Annotated in this window: 20 protein-coding genes and 1 tRNA gene; 17 read left to right on the top strand and 4 right to left on the bottom strand. The window is 54.3% G+C overall.

Features of this window, described 5'->3' with window-relative positions; translation table 11 throughout:
- Positions 1-88: 88 nt before the first annotated feature.
- Both lpxH and ppiB read right to left on the bottom strand, forming a co-directional pair.
- Positions 89-805, bottom strand: coding sequence for a UDP-2,3-diacylglucosamine diphosphatase (lpxH, locus tag JS46_RS14710; RefSeq protein WP_033752633.1), 717 nt, complete (start codon positions 803-805; stop codon positions 89-91).
- Positions 805-1,299 carry a peptidylprolyl isomerase B gene (ppiB, locus tag JS46_RS14705; RefSeq protein ID WP_033752889.1) on the bottom strand — a complete coding sequence of 165 codons (495 nt, stop codon included), beginning with the start codon at positions 1,297-1,299 and terminating at the stop codon, positions 805-807. The genes lpxH and ppiB overlap by 1 nt, the downstream gene beginning before the upstream one ends.
- Positions 1,300-1,516: 217 nt before the next feature.
- Here ppiB and cysS point away from each other — a divergent pair, with 217 nt between their 5' ends.
- Complete coding sequence (gene cysS, locus JS46_RS14700; protein ID WP_033752632.1) at positions 1,517-2,902, top strand: cysteine--tRNA ligase; 1,386 nt, start codon at positions 1,517-1,519, stop codon at positions 2,900-2,902.
- A 163-nt stretch (positions 2,903-3,065) separates the two neighbouring features.
- Here cysS and ybcJ read toward each other — a convergent pair whose 3' ends face one another.
- A complete protein-coding gene (ybcJ, locus tag JS46_RS14695) occupies positions 3,066-3,278 on the bottom strand; it encodes a ribosome-associated protein YbcJ (protein ID WP_033752631.1) in 213 nt (70 codons plus the stop codon).
- The gene (folD, locus tag JS46_RS14690) at positions 3,278-4,144 is read right to left on the bottom strand and encodes a bifunctional methylenetetrahydrofolate dehydrogenase/methenyltetrahydrofolate cyclohydrolase FolD (protein ID WP_033752629.1); all 867 of its coding nucleotides are present in this window, start codon (positions 4,142-4,144) and stop codon (positions 3,278-3,280) included. Before folD ends, ybcJ begins: the two co-directional genes overlap by 1 nt.
- A gap of 181 nt (positions 4,145-4,325) precedes the next feature.
- Between folD and JS46_RS14685 the strand changes: the two genes are divergently transcribed.
- The 16 genes from JS46_RS14685 (at position 4,326) to JS46_RS14610 (ending at position 14,374) form a co-directional block, all read left to right on the top strand.
- Positions 4,326-4,402, top strand: a tRNA-Arg gene (locus JS46_RS14685).
- A 166-nt stretch (positions 4,403-4,568) separates the two neighbouring features.
- Positions 4,569-5,783, top strand: coding sequence for a tyrosine-type recombinase/integrase (locus JS46_RS14680; RefSeq protein ID WP_033752628.1), 1,215 nt, complete (start codon positions 4,569-4,571; stop codon positions 5,781-5,783).
- A 145-nt stretch (positions 5,784-5,928) separates the two neighbouring features.
- Positions 5,929-6,687 (top strand): hypothetical protein, encoded by a 759-nt coding sequence (locus JS46_RS14675; RefSeq protein ID WP_033752888.1) that lies wholly within the window; start codon positions 5,929-5,931, stop codon positions 6,685-6,687.
- A 102-nt stretch (positions 6,688-6,789) separates the two neighbouring features.
- Positions 6,790-6,987 carry an AlpA family transcriptional regulator gene (locus tag JS46_RS23495; protein WP_033752627.1) on the top strand — a complete coding sequence of 66 codons (198 nt, stop codon included), beginning with the start codon at positions 6,790-6,792 and terminating at the stop codon, positions 6,985-6,987.
- On the top strand, positions 6,987-7,400 hold the full coding sequence (locus JS46_RS14665; protein WP_033752625.1) for a hypothetical protein: 414 nt from the start codon (positions 6,987-6,989) through the stop codon (positions 7,398-7,400). Before JS46_RS23495 ends, JS46_RS14665 begins: the two co-directional genes overlap by 1 nt.
- 12 nt (positions 7,401-7,412) lie before the next feature.
- The gene (locus tag JS46_RS14660) at positions 7,413-8,000 is read left to right on the top strand and encodes a BRO family protein (RefSeq protein WP_033752624.1); all 588 of its coding nucleotides are present in this window, start codon (positions 7,413-7,415) and stop codon (positions 7,998-8,000) included.
- On the top strand, positions 8,000-8,179 hold the full coding sequence (locus JS46_RS14655) for a DUF4222 domain-containing protein (RefSeq protein WP_033752622.1): 180 nt from the start codon (positions 8,000-8,002) through the stop codon (positions 8,177-8,179). Before JS46_RS14660 ends, JS46_RS14655 begins: the two co-directional genes overlap by 1 nt.
- Positions 8,176-8,922 (top strand): host cell division inhibitor Icd-like protein, encoded by a 747-nt coding sequence (locus JS46_RS14650; protein ID WP_235213008.1) that lies wholly within the window; start codon positions 8,176-8,178, stop codon positions 8,920-8,922. Before JS46_RS14655 ends, JS46_RS14650 begins: the two co-directional genes overlap by 4 nt.
- Complete coding sequence (locus JS46_RS14645) at positions 8,915-9,202, top strand: hypothetical protein (RefSeq protein ID WP_033752621.1); 288 nt, start codon at positions 8,915-8,917, stop codon at positions 9,200-9,202. The genes JS46_RS14650 and JS46_RS14645 overlap by 8 nt, the downstream gene beginning before the upstream one ends.
- Entirely contained in the window at positions 9,199-9,492 is a 294-nt protein-coding gene (locus tag JS46_RS14640) for a hypothetical protein (protein ID WP_033752620.1), read from the top strand. Before JS46_RS14645 ends, JS46_RS14640 begins: the two co-directional genes overlap by 4 nt.
- Complete coding sequence (locus JS46_RS14635; protein ID WP_033752618.1) at positions 9,492-9,719, top strand: hypothetical protein; 228 nt, start codon at positions 9,492-9,494, stop codon at positions 9,717-9,719. The genes JS46_RS14640 and JS46_RS14635 overlap by 1 nt, the downstream gene beginning before the upstream one ends.
- Positions 9,716-10,327, top strand: a complete 612-nt coding sequence (locus JS46_RS14630; protein WP_051905628.1) for a hypothetical protein — start codon at positions 9,716-9,718, stop codon at positions 10,325-10,327. Before JS46_RS14635 ends, JS46_RS14630 begins: the two co-directional genes overlap by 4 nt.
- A 10-nt stretch (positions 10,328-10,337) precedes the next feature.
- Positions 10,338-10,694: a hypothetical protein gene (locus JS46_RS14625; protein ID WP_033752617.1), complete on the top strand. Its 357-nt coding sequence runs from the start codon at positions 10,338-10,340 to the stop codon at positions 10,692-10,694.
- Positions 10,687-13,470: a TOPRIM and DUF927 domain-containing protein gene (locus JS46_RS14620; protein WP_033752616.1), complete on the top strand. Its 2,784-nt coding sequence runs from the start codon at positions 10,687-10,689 to the stop codon at positions 13,468-13,470. The genes JS46_RS14625 and JS46_RS14620 overlap by 8 nt, the downstream gene beginning before the upstream one ends.
- A 172-nt stretch (positions 13,471-13,642) precedes the next feature.
- A complete protein-coding gene (locus JS46_RS14615; protein ID WP_033752615.1) occupies positions 13,643-13,909 on the top strand; it encodes a PerC family transcriptional regulator in 267 nt (88 codons plus the stop codon).
- 108 nt (positions 13,910-14,017) lie between these two features.
- Positions 14,018-14,374 (top strand): hypothetical protein, encoded by a 357-nt coding sequence (locus tag JS46_RS14610; RefSeq protein WP_033752613.1) that lies wholly within the window; start codon positions 14,018-14,020, stop codon positions 14,372-14,374.
- The last annotated feature ends 30 nt before the right edge of the window (positions 14,375-14,404 follow it).

The raw sequence follows: 14,404 nt of genomic DNA, 5'->3' as shown, positions 1-14,404 counted from the left end.
GCAGGTAAAGAAGGGCACAGAGAATAGCATGAGAAAGGCGGAAGGAAAACGGTTGCGTCGCCGCCTTTCCGGCACGTTGAGCGCCGTTTTAAAACTCGAATTCGATAAGGCTGATGCCGCTGGCATCCAGTTGGATCATCGAGCCGCGCTCGTGCCACGCGCCTAACACTGCGCGCTCGGCAGGTTCACCCTGTAACCCGAAGCGATGGATCGCCGGACGATGGGTGTGGCCGTGGATCATCAGGCGCGTCTGCTGGCGCACCATCGCCGCCTCAACCGCGTCGGCGTTGACGTCCATAATGGTGAGCGACTTATGCTGGTTCGCCTGTTTGCTGCCGTCGCGCATGCGCGCGGCGATGCGCTGGCGAATAAACAGCGGCAGGGCGAGAAAAAGGCGTTGCAGCCAGCGCTGATGCACTTTGGCGCGAAAACGCTGATAGCCCGCGTCGTCGGTGCAGAGCGTATCGCCGTGCAGGATCAGCACGCGGTGACCGTAGCAGGTCAGCACCTGCTCTTCCGGCAGCAGCGTCATGCCGCTGGCGCGGCCGTAAGCCTTGCCGAGCAGGAAATCGCGGTTGCCATGAATAAAGTAGACCGGTACTGGCAGCGCGCGCAGCGCGTCGGCGACCTGCTGGTGCAGCGGGTTGGGATCGTCATCGCCAATCCAGGCTTCAAACAGATCGCCAAGGATATAGAGCGCGTCGCAGCGCGGCGCTTCACGCGCCAGAAAACGCAGAAAACCGGCGGTGATCGCCGGTTCTTCCTGACACAGATGCAAATCTGCGATAAACAGGGTGCGCGACATTACTCGCTGACGGTAACTTTCTGGATGACGACGTCATCTTTCGGTACGTCCTGGTGCATGCCGCTGCGGCCGGTAGAAACCGCTTTGATTTTGTCGACCACGTCCATGCCTTCCACTACTTCTGCGAACACGCAATAACCCCAGCCCTGCAGGCTTTCGTCGCGGAAGTTCAGGAAGTCGTTGTCGGCGACGTTGATAAAGAACTGCGCGGTAGCGGAATGCGGAGCGGAGGTACGCGCCATCGCCAGAGTGCCGCGGGTGTTTTTCAGGCCGTTGTTCGCTTCGTTGCGAATTTCAGCTTTGGTCTCTTTCTGCTTCATGCCCGGCTCAAAACCGCCGCCCTGGATCATAAAGCCGTTGATAACACGGTGGAAAATGGTGTTGTCGTAAAAACCTTCACGGCAGTATTCGAGGAAGTTTTGCACGGTAGCGGGGGCTTTATCGTCGAAGGTTTTAATTACGATGTCGCCGTGGTTGGTCTGGAAAGTAACCATCATTCTCGTCCTGTAAAGGTTGTCGTCAGCTGTCTGGCCGCCGCAAAACGCGCTGGCCATTTTTGTCGACGCCTCTTATATCATAAATTCCAATGACGCGTCAGCACGCCCGCGGCGCTCTCGGCACGCTGCCGTCGCGCAAGCGCGAAAAATACGGCACAATAACTGAATAACCTGATAAAAGTGTTTACCGCACTCGTCTAAACGGAACTGTTCAATGCTAAAGATTTATAACACCCTGAGTCGACAGAAAGAGGAATTCAAACCTATCCATGCTGGTGAAATCGGCATGTACGTGTGCGGTATCACGGTGTACGACCTCTGTCATATCGGCCATGGGCGCACCTTCGTGGCGTTCGACGTGGTTGCTCGCTACCTGCGCTACAGCGGCTATCGTCTGAACTACGTACGCAACATTACTGATATCGACGATAAGATCATTCGACGCGCCAATGAAAACGGCGAAAGCATCGAAACCCTCACCAACCGCATGATTGGCGAGATGCATAAGGATTTCGCCGCGCTGGGCATTCTGCCGCCGGATCAGGAGCCGCGCGCCACGCGCCATATCGCCGAGATTATCGAGCTTGTGGAACGTCTAATCGAACGAGGCCACGCCTACATCGCCGACAACGGCGACGTGATGTTCGACGTGCTGAGCGATGCCGATTACGGCGCGCTGTCGCGTCAGGACCTGGAGCAGCTGCAGGCGGGCGCGCGCGTGGAAGTGGCCGAAGTGAAGCGCAACCCGATGGATTTCGTGCTGTGGAAAATGTCGAAAGCGGACGAGCCCGCCTGGCCTTCGCCCTGGGGCAACGGCCGTCCCGGCTGGCATATCGAGTGCTCGGCGATGAACTGCAAACAGCTCGGCGCGCACTTCGACATTCACGGCGGCGGCTCGGATCTGATGTTCCCGCACCATGAAAACGAGATCGCCCAGTCGACCTGCGCCCATGACGGCCCATACGTTAATTACTGGATGCACTCCGGCATGGTGATGGTGGATCGCGAGAAGATGTCGAAATCGCTCGGCAACTTCTTCACCGTGCGCGACGTGCTGCAGCACTACGACGCCGAAACGGTGCGCTACTTTCTGATGTCGGGCCACTACCGCAGCCAGCTTAACTACGGCGAAGAGAATCTTAACCAGGCGCGCGCGGCGCTGGAGCGCCTCTACACCGCGCTGCGCCACACCGATCGCAACGTCGCGCCGGCTGGCGGCGAAGAGTTTGACGCGCGCTTCCGCGCGGCGATGGACGACGACTTCAACACGCCGGAAGCCTACTCGGTGCTGTTCGATATGGCGCGCGAGGTCAATCGTCTGAAAGGCGAAAACGGCGATGCAGCCAGTGCGCTGGCGGCGAAGCTGCGCGAGATTGCCAACGTGCTGGGCATTCTGCAACAGGATCCCGAGCAGTTCCTGCAGAGCGGGGCGCAGGCCAACGCCGACGACGTCGCCGAGATCGAGCGCTGGGTGCAGGCCCGCGCCGACGCGCGCAGAGAGAAAAACTGGGCGCAGGCCGATATCGCGCGCGACAAGCTGAACGAGCTGGGCGTGATTGTAGAAGACGGGCCGCAGGGCTCGACCTGGCGTCGTAAGTAACACCGGAAAGGGCGCTCAGGCGCCTTTTTTATGCCTTAGCGGATAGCCTGCGCCTGCTGCAAAGGCTATCTGCTAAGGCATCGCGGATTGATGAGGGCAGTGTTCAGAAAGTGGCAGGGCGGGACGCCTGGCCTTTACGCCAGACGCCCGCTTGTCGCCGCCGTCAGGCGGTAACGGTAATGCGGTGTCCGGCGAACGCGACGGTCTGTCCGGCCACGATTTTGCAGCGCTTGCGGGTTTCCACCGCGCCGTCAACCGTCACTTCGCCGTCGGCGATAACGATTTTGGCCTGCGCGCCGCTCTCTACCCAGCCTTCCAGCTTCAGCAGATCGCACAGATCGACGTGTGGATGTTTACCCAGGCTAAAAGTCGCCATTATGCTTCCTCTCTATCGTGATAGGTTTCGCACGCGTGCAGCGTGTTTTCGATCAGCGTAGCGACGGTCATCGGACCTACGCCGCCCGGCACCGGCGTGATGTACGACGCGCGCGCCGAGGCCGCCTCGAAATCGACGTCGCCGACCACTTTGCCGCTCTCCAGTCGGTTAATGCCGACATCGATCACCACCGCGCCCGGCTTAATCCAGTCGCCGGGAATAAAGCCCGGCTTGCCGACGGCGACCACCAGCAGATCGGCATGCTCGACGTGGTGACGCAGATCTTTGGTGAAGCGGTGGGTAACGGTGGTGGTGCAGCCCGCCAGCAGCAGCTCCATGCTCATCGGACGGCCCACGATATTGGAGGCGCCAACCACCACGGCGTTCAGGCCGTAGGTATCGATATTGTAGCGCTCCAGCAGCGTCACGATGCCGCGCGGCGTGCAGGGACGCAGCGTCGGCGCGCGCTGGCAGAGACGACCGACGTTGTAGGGATGGAAGCCGTCGACGTCTTTATCCGGCGTAATGCGTTCCAGCACCTTGACGTTGTCGATGCCGGCCGGCAGCGGCAGCTGCACCAGAATGCCGTCAATCTCCCGATCGTCATTGAGATCGTCAATCAGCTGCAGCAAATCGGCTTCGCTGGTGGTCGCCGGCAGATCGTAAGAGCGCGACACGAAGCCGACCTCTTCGCAGGCGCGGCGTTTGCTGCCGACATAGATTTGCGAAGCGGGGTTTTCGCCCACCAGCACGACCGCGAGACCCGGCGCGCGTTTACCGGCCGCCAGGCGCTGCTTTACTTTTTCCGCAACCTCAAGGCGCACCTGCTGCGCAATCGTTTTACCGTCAATAATTTTTGCTGCCATCAGAGAGGAAATCCACTGTGTTGTGTTGAATCGGGGAAAGGCGCCTATTCTGTCAGAAGCGCGGCGCGCTGTCAGGTTCTGAATCGCCGCCCGTTGTCTGATTCTTCGGCATACGCATTGTGGCAGCGGCCAAAATCGTTGACTCGTCGAGGTCTCGCCGTATAATCCTCGCCATCCCCGTGCGCCCTTAGCTCAGCTGGATAGAGCACCGGCCTTCTAAGCCGTAGGTCACAGGTTCGAATCCTGTAGGGCGTGCCATTTTCACTTTTCCTGTCGTCTACTAAAGCCCACAAAACCCCAGTCAGTAAGCACATTCCCGCGAATTTCGTTATCTCAACGTCTACTATCATCTATTGAAATCAACATTCAGGTGGGGGTACATTTGGGGGTATAGTTCTGTTCAATGAAATGAGATACCCCCAAATTGAAACTTAATGCCCGCACAGTGGACACTTCAAAGGCCAAAGATAAAGCCTACAAGCTCTCTGACGGCGGTGGTCTTTACCTTCTCGTTAACACCAATGGCTCACGATACTGGCGTTTAAAGTACCGCGTTGCGGGAAAAGAAAAGCTGCTGGCGCTGGGGGTATATCCTGATGTCTCTCTGGCCGATGCCAGGGCGAAGCGTGATGAAGCAAAACGCACTTTAGCTGCTGGTGGTGATCCGGGTGAGGTTAAACAGACGGAAAAGCAGGCTAAGATTCTGGCGGTCAGTAACAGCTTCGAAGCATTGGCGATTGAATGGTATGAGCATAAGCGCCCTAGCTGGTCACAGGGCTATGCCAGTGACATCCTAGAGTACCTGCAAAAAGATGTGTTCCCGTTTATCGGTAAACGTGCCATTGCGGAAATCAAAGCGGCAGAGATGCTGCTGGTGCTCAGAAAGATGGAGCAGCGCGGCGTTCTGGATAAACTGAAGAAAACACGTCAGGCTTGCCGTCAGATTTTTACCTACGCCGTCATCACCGGCAGGGCAGAGCATAACCCTGTTACCGATCTCGCCGGCGCACTAAAAGCGCCAAAGCAAAAGCATTTCCCTCATCTTCTCACCGAACAGATTGGCGGCTTCCTTCGCGCACTTAGTGAATACACTGGCAGCAAGGTTACACAAAATGCCACCCGGCTGTTGATGCTTACTGGCACACGCACGATTGAATTACGCGCTGCTGAATGGGCTGAATTCGATTTAGAGAAAGGCATCTGGCAGATACCTGCAGAACGGATGAAGATGCGCCGCCCTCATGTAGTGCCGCTTTCCATCCAAGCTAAATCTCTCCTTGAAGAAGTCCACCAGCTGACGGGAAGAGGGCGCTATGTGTTCCCCGGGCGCAACGATGCAGGGAAGACGATGAGCGAGGCCAGTATCAATCAGGTTATCAAACGAATTGGTTATGACAGTAAAGCTACCGGTCACGGCTTCAGACACACTATGAGCACCATTTTGCATGAGCAGGGCTATAACACTGCATGGATTGAAACGCAGCTGGCTCACGCAGATAAGAACAGTATTCGTGGCACCTACAACCACGCCCAGTATCTGGATGGACGCCGTGAAATGCTTCAGTGGTATGCCGACTATATGGATGCGTTAGAGAAAGGCGAAAACATGGTTCACGGCTCGTTTGGCAGAAGAGCATAACTGGATGAATAGACAGTATTAAGCGATGGTAGTAGACTTCAGTAGACGAACAAAGAATAGGCTATGTCTAGGCTGATCCCCGAAAACCCGTACACCTCTACGGGCTGGCATAGCCGCCAAATTAAGAGGGCGTGAGGTGGCGAACGTGGCATATGACAATAAAAGCTGTAGTTCCTTAGAAAAAGCATATTACACACCAGTAGAGGCCGCACTCCGGTGGTGTAATTTAATTGCGCATGAAGTACTGATATTGGAAAAAGTAGGTTTTGATGTATTGCCTGGTGTAGGCATGTTTCCTCAATGGCCATGCTTGAGGGTCAATGCCGAAAAGATTCTTGATGCCATCCATAATGGAGAGATTCCATATGGTAGGGATGGTAAAACAGTTATTGCTGGTGAACAGGTTGCTAAGCATAGGCTAACAATTAGGCATTCTGATCTACGTGCGTGGATGGCAACACATTACCCTAATCAAAAGCCAGCCTTTCTATTTGATGAAGTTGAAAAACAGATGCACGCCAGCATAACAGTAGATGCTTATCAAACTCTTCAGGCGGAAAATAGAAGGATTAATATTCGTTTGGAAAATGCCATTACAACTTTCCAGCAACAAAAACAGCAAATAACCGATTTGCAGGGCGAAAACAGCTCACTTAAGCAAATGGTTGATAATGGCGTTGGTGCGAGTGTTGATGCTAGAAGCGAGCGATCTTATCTCAATGTAATAGGTGGTTTGCTTCAGCTTATGCTAAGCCACTCGCCTTCGGGGCATAAGCATTCAGTATTCGATAATCAGGCTGCTATTGTTAGTGCTTTGCTGGCATATCATGAAGGGAAATATGGCATCAGCTCGACCAACCTTGAGAAAAAATTCGCTGAGGCAAATCGGAGCATAAAAGAGTAGCACCCTAATAAGGGTAACCCTTCCCCCTATAGCCATGACCTATCAAACGCTATGTTCTTTAATGGCTCCTGTAGACGACAAACGACTATAGGAGCCTTACAGATGTCTCATTCATTAATTAGACTTCCAGAAGTTCAGCGCCGCACTGGCTATAGCAAGGCGTGGATTTATCGCCTGCTCAAAGAAAGCCGCTTTCCTCAATCAGTCAAAATTGGTTCACGCGCTATCGCTTTCGTTGAAAGTGAAGTTGATGACTGGATTAATCAGCGTATTGCTGAATCTCGCGGAGAGGTGGCCTAATGGAGAACCGCCCATTACAGGCGGCTAATCAGAGAGCTGACGCCTCTGATATTACGCCTGCCGCAGTGATTAAGCCAACCCCAAAGAAACACCGCGCTCGCGTCTATATGATGCGTACCGGCGTTAATGGCTTCACTGAGAACGAAATCCTTCGATATTGCCGCTTGTCCAGCGCCCGCAATTACGCGACAGAGCTGGAAAGAAGGCTTGATATTCGCCTGGAGCGCATCGACGAGCCTAACGGCGACGGGATTGGTAGCCATTTCCGTTACCGGATCACCTGCCGCGCTGACGTGATGCGAGTGATTCAACTAGTTAACAGTAATGCCGCTGCTGGTGGATATACCGGCCTGTCTCAGCGTGAGATTAACGACATTCTTTCCCTTTACCCGGATGCGTTCAACGCCGCTTAACGGAGACTGAAAATGGAAACTGAAAAAAGCAGATTAATTTCTGAGGCCACCCCTCAGCCCGCCACCAGCATGAGCACTATTTTTACAGTTGAGGACGGTGATATTTCCGTTATCAAATTTGAAGGCGTCTCCGTGCGCATTGTGAATATCAATGGCGAGCCGTGGTTTATTGCTAAGGATATTTGCGATGCGCTGGAACTCTCAAATCACATTACGGCAATCGCTGCGCTTGATGATGATGAAAAGGGGGTAAGTTTAACTTACACCCTTGGTGGTAAGCAGAACATGCACACGGTCGCTGAGTCTGGCTTCTACAAACTGATCGCCCGCAGCCGCAAGGCCACTACGCCCGGCACATTCGCCCACCGTTTCAGCAACTGGGTATTCCGCGAAGTTATCCCATCAATCCGCAAAACTGGCTCATACGGCGTGCCGTTCGCCTTCCTGAACGATCACAGCAAGCGCCAGGCTGCCTATGACAAGAAGGCCAGCAAGCGCGGTAAAGACCTACAGGCGTGTAAGGGTGAGAAAGCCAGCCTTGCTGCTGAGGAAGCCGCTCTCTGGTTGAAGTATCAGCCCCAGCTGCCGGAGGTTCACTAATGACTAAGCCCACCAACCAGCCAGAACCACAGCAGCGCTATCAAGATGCCAGTGGCGTAATGGTCACGGTACATAACGTGCAATTTAATCGCGTGACGTTCTACCGAGACGGTTACTCATCGCCCTGCAGACAACCACTGGAGCGCTTTATGCGTGAGTTTACGGAGATGAAGCCATGATGGCCGTTCAGAGCAATGCTTACCCGCTGGCTAGCCTGTCACTATGCCCAGAAAACTTAGCCAAACTTAGCCAGTTGATGACAAATGATGACGTCAGCAACCTCACAAAACCTGACGCCTACTCAGCCAGTAATTTGGCTTTGTGCCTGACGATACGTAAAGCCATGATGCGTAAGTCAGTGTCTTACGCTGTCGGCAGCGCCTGTCACAAACACTTAAAAAACCGCTTGCCCTCTTTGCAATCTTCGGACTATCCTCAACCTGCACCGGCAAAATCCGGTGTCAGGATTGGCGTCCTGGTAATGTTGTCGGCGACACTTGACGCGCCTAGCGTCTTTATTTGTGTCGTAAATCTGACTCACCCTTTTTTCGGCGATATGGTTATAATCCGTGTCGCTCACGAAGTAATGGTGGGCTGGATGGGGGCGGAGAAATCCGCGCCGGTTTCCGATAACGCCGGTTACGCCAACCCTGTTCAGTCCACCACCAGTGAAATTGGCGTTTCCGGTGGTGGTATCAAATACCAGTTATCGGAGGCTGCCACCATGGCTACTACCCTCACCCAAACCACGCCCAAATTTGAGTTTCGTTTTCTGGCTCTGTCACGTGCTGACATGATGGCCAAGCCCTGTCGTGTATCCGTTGAAGCCACCAGCGAGAAAGAAGCCCGCCGCGTTCTGGCGCCTCACTTCATCCTGTCATTAGCCGCACGCCTGCCAGTTCAGGAGGTGGCTCATGCATAACGACAACATCAAATCCTACTCTGCAGATTTCAAACGTACACAGGCCATCATCGGCAATGAGAGCGCCCCGACGCCAAACACGCCTGAGAATATCTCTCGTGATCGCCTGCTGCGCGCTCAGGCTGGCTTGCTCCACCTGCTGACTGTGGTAATCCCTCAGATTACGGACGAAGAGCAGCGCCGTGAGATGTACCTGCTCGTAGATGGCATCCACAATCTGGCTCGCTTTGAGGAATGTGATGCTGCGAGAGAACGTCAGGCGCAGGAGGGAAAAGCATGAAACATCTCAACGTCGCTGTATCTAACAAGCACCCGCAGCCGGTTGCCGTTCTTACTGAGCAGCAATCGCCCCTCAGATCTGTGTCTATCGACATTCAGAACGCTGACAAATACGCGAATTTGCTCGCTGAAATCTACAAGGGCAACGTGCACGCAGCCCTTATGGAGCACGATCCAAAAGCCGCAGTCCGTATAGCCACACTGTTTGCTGAGCTGTGCTCAACCACTGATCGGGCTGGTATGCGTATCGCCAGACTCTCCAGCCAGCTTGCTCATGGAGGTGCTATCTGATGGCTATTTCATTTGCTGATATTGACGGGCAAGCAGCCAATCTGAAGAAGGCTCGTGCCGTTCTGTCAATCCTTCTCGATACGATGCCTGGGACCGACATTAACGAAGATTACACCTGGCTCATCAATGTGGCGCACGACACCGTTCACGACACCATTAAGGCGCTTGAGGCGGCAGTAGATACCGAGCTGAAATCACGCGAAAAGGGGGCAAAGACTAAATCATGAGTAACGCCCTCAAATTCCCGAAAATGCCGGAGAAATCCGGCTCTTTCTCAGCAGAAGCGACTCCTGATGGTGTGCGCTGTGGCAACAGAGTTATTGGTTACTCATCAGCTATTCGCCAGCTGAATGACGGGCGCTTTGATAACCCGCTCTCAGAGGGTTTTGGCGTGATTGCTGAGTTATCCCTGGCTGAAATTAACGGCTGGTTCAAACCTAGCCTAAAGCAGCAAGTAAGCGTCTGGCGCTGGATGGTGGCGGGCGTGTTTATCGTCGAGCAGATGAAGGCAAATGGCACAGTTGCGGTCAGCCAGAATGACGGCACAACGACTTATGCGGTGCGTTACATGGGTGAGCACGGTGGCATTGTGGTTTACCCGGCAACAGAGCGATTTTCACTGGCGCTCAACGTTGAAGAGCTGATGCTGAAAGACTACACGCATGATGACCCATACCAGAAAGCGCTCATGCTTTATCAGTCAATGCTGGAACCATCTGCAGATGGTGGCATGACTCTCTCCGCGTGGGGGCGAGACAGCATGGCCATGCTTCACGATGGCTTTATCGAGCTTCTCAATACTGAAGGCATTCCTGCCGCACCGACAGCGCACTAAGGGGGAGACCATGACGCTAATTACCAAAAACTTCCGACTTAATGCGCTGGCTAACCAGTATTCGGCAGCAATTTATAACCATGTGAGACAGCAGAACGGGGGCGACTGGTTCCCGATGGAAATCAGCGGGCAGAGGATTGAGGTTGCCATTGTGGATGGATCAGCAGGCATCAGGTTGCTGGTGGACAGTTATCTGCTGGAGGCATTGAAACAGGAATATCCACACTGGGAAGCACTGGCTGTCAATCTGTTGACCCTCTGCATAGAGGGCTGCGGACTGAACGAGCGAGGGGAAAGCATCTGGCAGAGCATGATTAACGACATGAGCGCCTCTCTTTCAAAAGGCGAGGTGAGCTTCCATGCGTAATTATGACCTGATCCGGGAGGCCACCAGTGCTGCGGCTAACCGCTGGCCGATGGTACTTAGTCAGCTGGGGATCAATGTGCCACGCTCACCCCGCCAGCACGCGCCATGCCCCGCCTGTGGCGGTAAAGATCGCTTTCGCTTCGATGACAAAGGGCGCGGCAGCTTCTTCTGCAACCAGTGCGGCGCGGGTGATGGTTTAGACCTCATCCAGAAGGTTAATCAGTGCGGTACTACCGAGGCCGCCCGCATGGCGGCTGATGTGCTGGGTATTGATTACCGGGTGACGGAAATTGACCAGAAAGCCGCCAGCCAGAGAAGGCATCAGCTTGATGAACAGCGCCACCAGCATGAGCAGGAGCGCCAGAAGAAAGAGGCAGCAGAAGCAGAACAGCGCCGTGAAAACTTTGTGGGCCACTACCAGAGGCTCGCAGGACAAACCATGCCAGGCGAAAGCGAATACCTGATTGCCAAAGGACTTGATGGCTTCGATCTGCCATGCCTGCCCGATGGATCAATTCTTCTTCCGCTGGTAGATGAGTCCGGCGATGTGGCCGCAGCACAGACCATCACGCCACAAGGTGAAAAGAAGGTGCTCTTTGGCTCAGCCAAGCGCGGAGCGTGGCACCTTGTTAATCAGCCGCAGGAAGTGAAGGAAATTATCATCGCTGAAGGGCTTGCCACAACGCTCACAGCTCACCTGATACGCCCTGCAGCGCTCGCTGTCGTAGCTCTTGATGCCGGCAATCTGCCACCTGTTGCGAAAGCTATGCGTCAGCAGTACCCGAACGCCGCAATCGTCATTGCCGGCGATAACGACTGGCATGAGCCTGGCGAGCTTGATGACCGCGGCAAACCAAAAGTGAACAGCGGGAAGATATTTGCTGATAAAGCTGCCGAGGCAATAAATGGTTCGGTTTCCTTACCGCCCACCAGCCATAAGGCCGACTGGGATGATTACCGCCAGCAGAATGGCCTTGAGAGCACTACAGCAGCATTTAACGAATCACTGTACCAACCGCAGGGGGAAAGCATGGTCACTCAACTGGAAGTGATCGAGGGCGGCAAAGCAACAGCGCCAGATCGCGACGCATTAAAGCCCCGGATCGAAAGCCGTGAGGATGGTGTGTACTGGGTTGAGCCAAACACCGATAAGCAGACAGGGGAAATCATTAACCGTGAAAGCTGGCTGTGCTCCCCTCTGCAGGTAGTCGGCACCGGTCGTGATGACAAAGACCAGTTTCTAATCCTTCGCTGGCAGGCATGGGGTTCAGAGAGTGAAACCACTCAGGCTATCCCGCTGGCTGACATTGGCGAGCGAGAAGGATGGCGAACGCTCAAGGCTGGTGGCGTGAACGTGACCACCAAAAGCGGCCTGAGAGCAATTCTGGCGGACTGGCTACAGCGGAACGGGTCAAAGGAGGTCTGGCGAGTGGCGCACGCTACAGGGTGGCAGTGCGGCGCTTATATCATGCCTGACGGGGAGATCATCGGTGCGCCTGACAAGCCGGTACTGTTCAACGGCCGCAGTTCTGCCGCAGCCGGTTACACCTGCAGGGGAAGCGCTGAAAGCTGGCGCCAAAGCGTTGGAGCGCTGGCCGCCGGTAACTATTCAATGATGACTGGCGTTGCTGCGGCGCTGGCTGCCCCGCTGATTGGCCTGACTGGTGCTGATGGCTTCGGCATTCACTTCTACGAGCAATCAAGCGCCGGTAAAACCACCACCGCCAATGTGGCCAGCAGCCTCTACGGTAATCCTGACCAGCTGCGCCTGACGTGGTACGGCACCGCGTTAGGCCTGGCTAACGAAGCTGCCGCCCATAATGATGCCCTGATGCCACTGGATGAGGTAGGACAAGGAGCAGACCCGGTAAGCGTTTCACAGTCTGCCTATGCCCTGTTTAATGGCGTTGGGAAACTGCAGGGAGCCAAAGAAGGCGGTAACCGTGACCTGAAGCGCTGGCGCACAGTGGCGATCAGTACCGGCGAAATGGATTTAGAAACCTTCATCGCTATGGCGGGTCGCAAAGCGAAGGCCGGGCAACTGGTCAGGCTGCTGAATATTCCATTGAGTAAGGCTGTGCGATTCCACCAGCACGAGAACGGCAAGCAGCACGCCGACGCGCTGAAGGATGCCTGGCAGAATCACCACGGCGCAGCAGGCCGGGAGTGGATTAAATGGCTAGCCGGCAATCAACAGCAGGCTACTCAGGCAGTCAGAGAGGCAGAGGCGCGCTGGCGCGGTCTGATACCTGCAGAATATGGGGAGCAGGTTCATCGCGTAGGCGCACGCTTCGCCATTCTTGAGGCTGCGCTACTGCTGGGCCGCGTTATCACTGGATGGGACGAGCAGACGTGCCGCGACGCTGTTCAGCACAGCTATAACGCCTGGGTGAGAGAGTTTGGTACCGGCAACAAAGAACATCAGCAGATCATCGCCCAGTGTGAAGCGTTTCTGAACGCCAATGGCTACAGCCGGTTTGCCCCTTTCCCGTATGACCCTCAGTCGATGCCAATCCGTGAGATGGCTGGCTATCGCGCCAGCGGAAACCATGACGATGATCCGATCGTCTTTTACACCTTCCCGGCAACATTCGAGCAAGAGATAGCCAGTGGATTCAATCCCAAACAGTTCGCCCGGGTGCTGGCAGAGAGCGGCATGCTGACACCACCGACCAGCGGCAGGGGCTACCAGAGGAAGTCACCAAGGATTAACAAGCGTCAGTACAACGTCTATGTGATTCAGTACCGGCCAGACGATGAGGCAGAGGAAAAGTAAGCCTCACATGTGAGGATTTTAGTGTTGGTTCAGTTAGTTCAGTTGGTTCAATTCCTCATTACCTTTGATTTATAAGAAATTTAAATTTAAAAGTGAACCAACACTGAACCAACAAAGGGCTGTTTTGAACCAACACCCTCAGCGTAAAAACATGCTTTTCAGGACGGTACAGATGGTGAATGACAAGAAAGCTGAAGAACTTGAGGCGAAAGGCCTTTACAGAAGAGCAGCCTCTCGCTGGCTGGAGGTGTTCGACAATTGCGACTCAGAAGCCGGCCGAGAGTGGATCAGATACCGCCGCAATCAGTGTCTGGCGAAGCGTGTTCGCCCCACTGTGCTTATCGACACCTTTGGAGATGTAACCAAGGCCGCAGCCGATACACAGCGCAGAATGGGGTTAGCCAAACCAGACGGTGAGGCCTTCAGGTTGAAAGATTAAGTGAGTTATCAATCAAGGAAGGTCGGAAAACAAAGAAAGTAACAACAATTGCAATGTTAATAATTATTGATAGGATGTTTCCGATTGCAATCAATGGAAATATATAAAATGAAAAAGGTTTTGGCAGTGGCGCTTGGGGCGTTGTTACTTTCAGGATGTACTGTGCGTGTCGCTGATATGACTGTCGCAAGCACCAAAAACTACAACTTGAACGCAGCTAAGTTTGAGAAAGGTGCTCGCGTGACCGGCGAAGATAAAGCGCCAATCGTAATTTTCCCTTTAGGTATTCCGAACGTTAAAACGGCTATGGATCACGCTATTGAGAAAGATAAGTGTGCGGTTGGCTTGAGCGATGTGGTTATCTACCAGTTAAACCACGCCTTCCTCTTCGGCACATACGGTTTCCGTGTTGAGGGCACGCAAATTATCGACAAATCACAGATGGGATGTGAAAACCACATCTGATAGCAAGCCACCCTTCGGGTGGTTTTTTTC

This window comes from Pantoea sp. NGS-ED-1003, from assembly GCF_000738765.1.
Lineage (GTDB): Bacteria > Pseudomonadota > Gammaproteobacteria > Enterobacterales > Enterobacteriaceae > Pantoea > Pantoea septica.
This window is presented reverse-complemented; position numbering and strand designations above follow the sequence as displayed.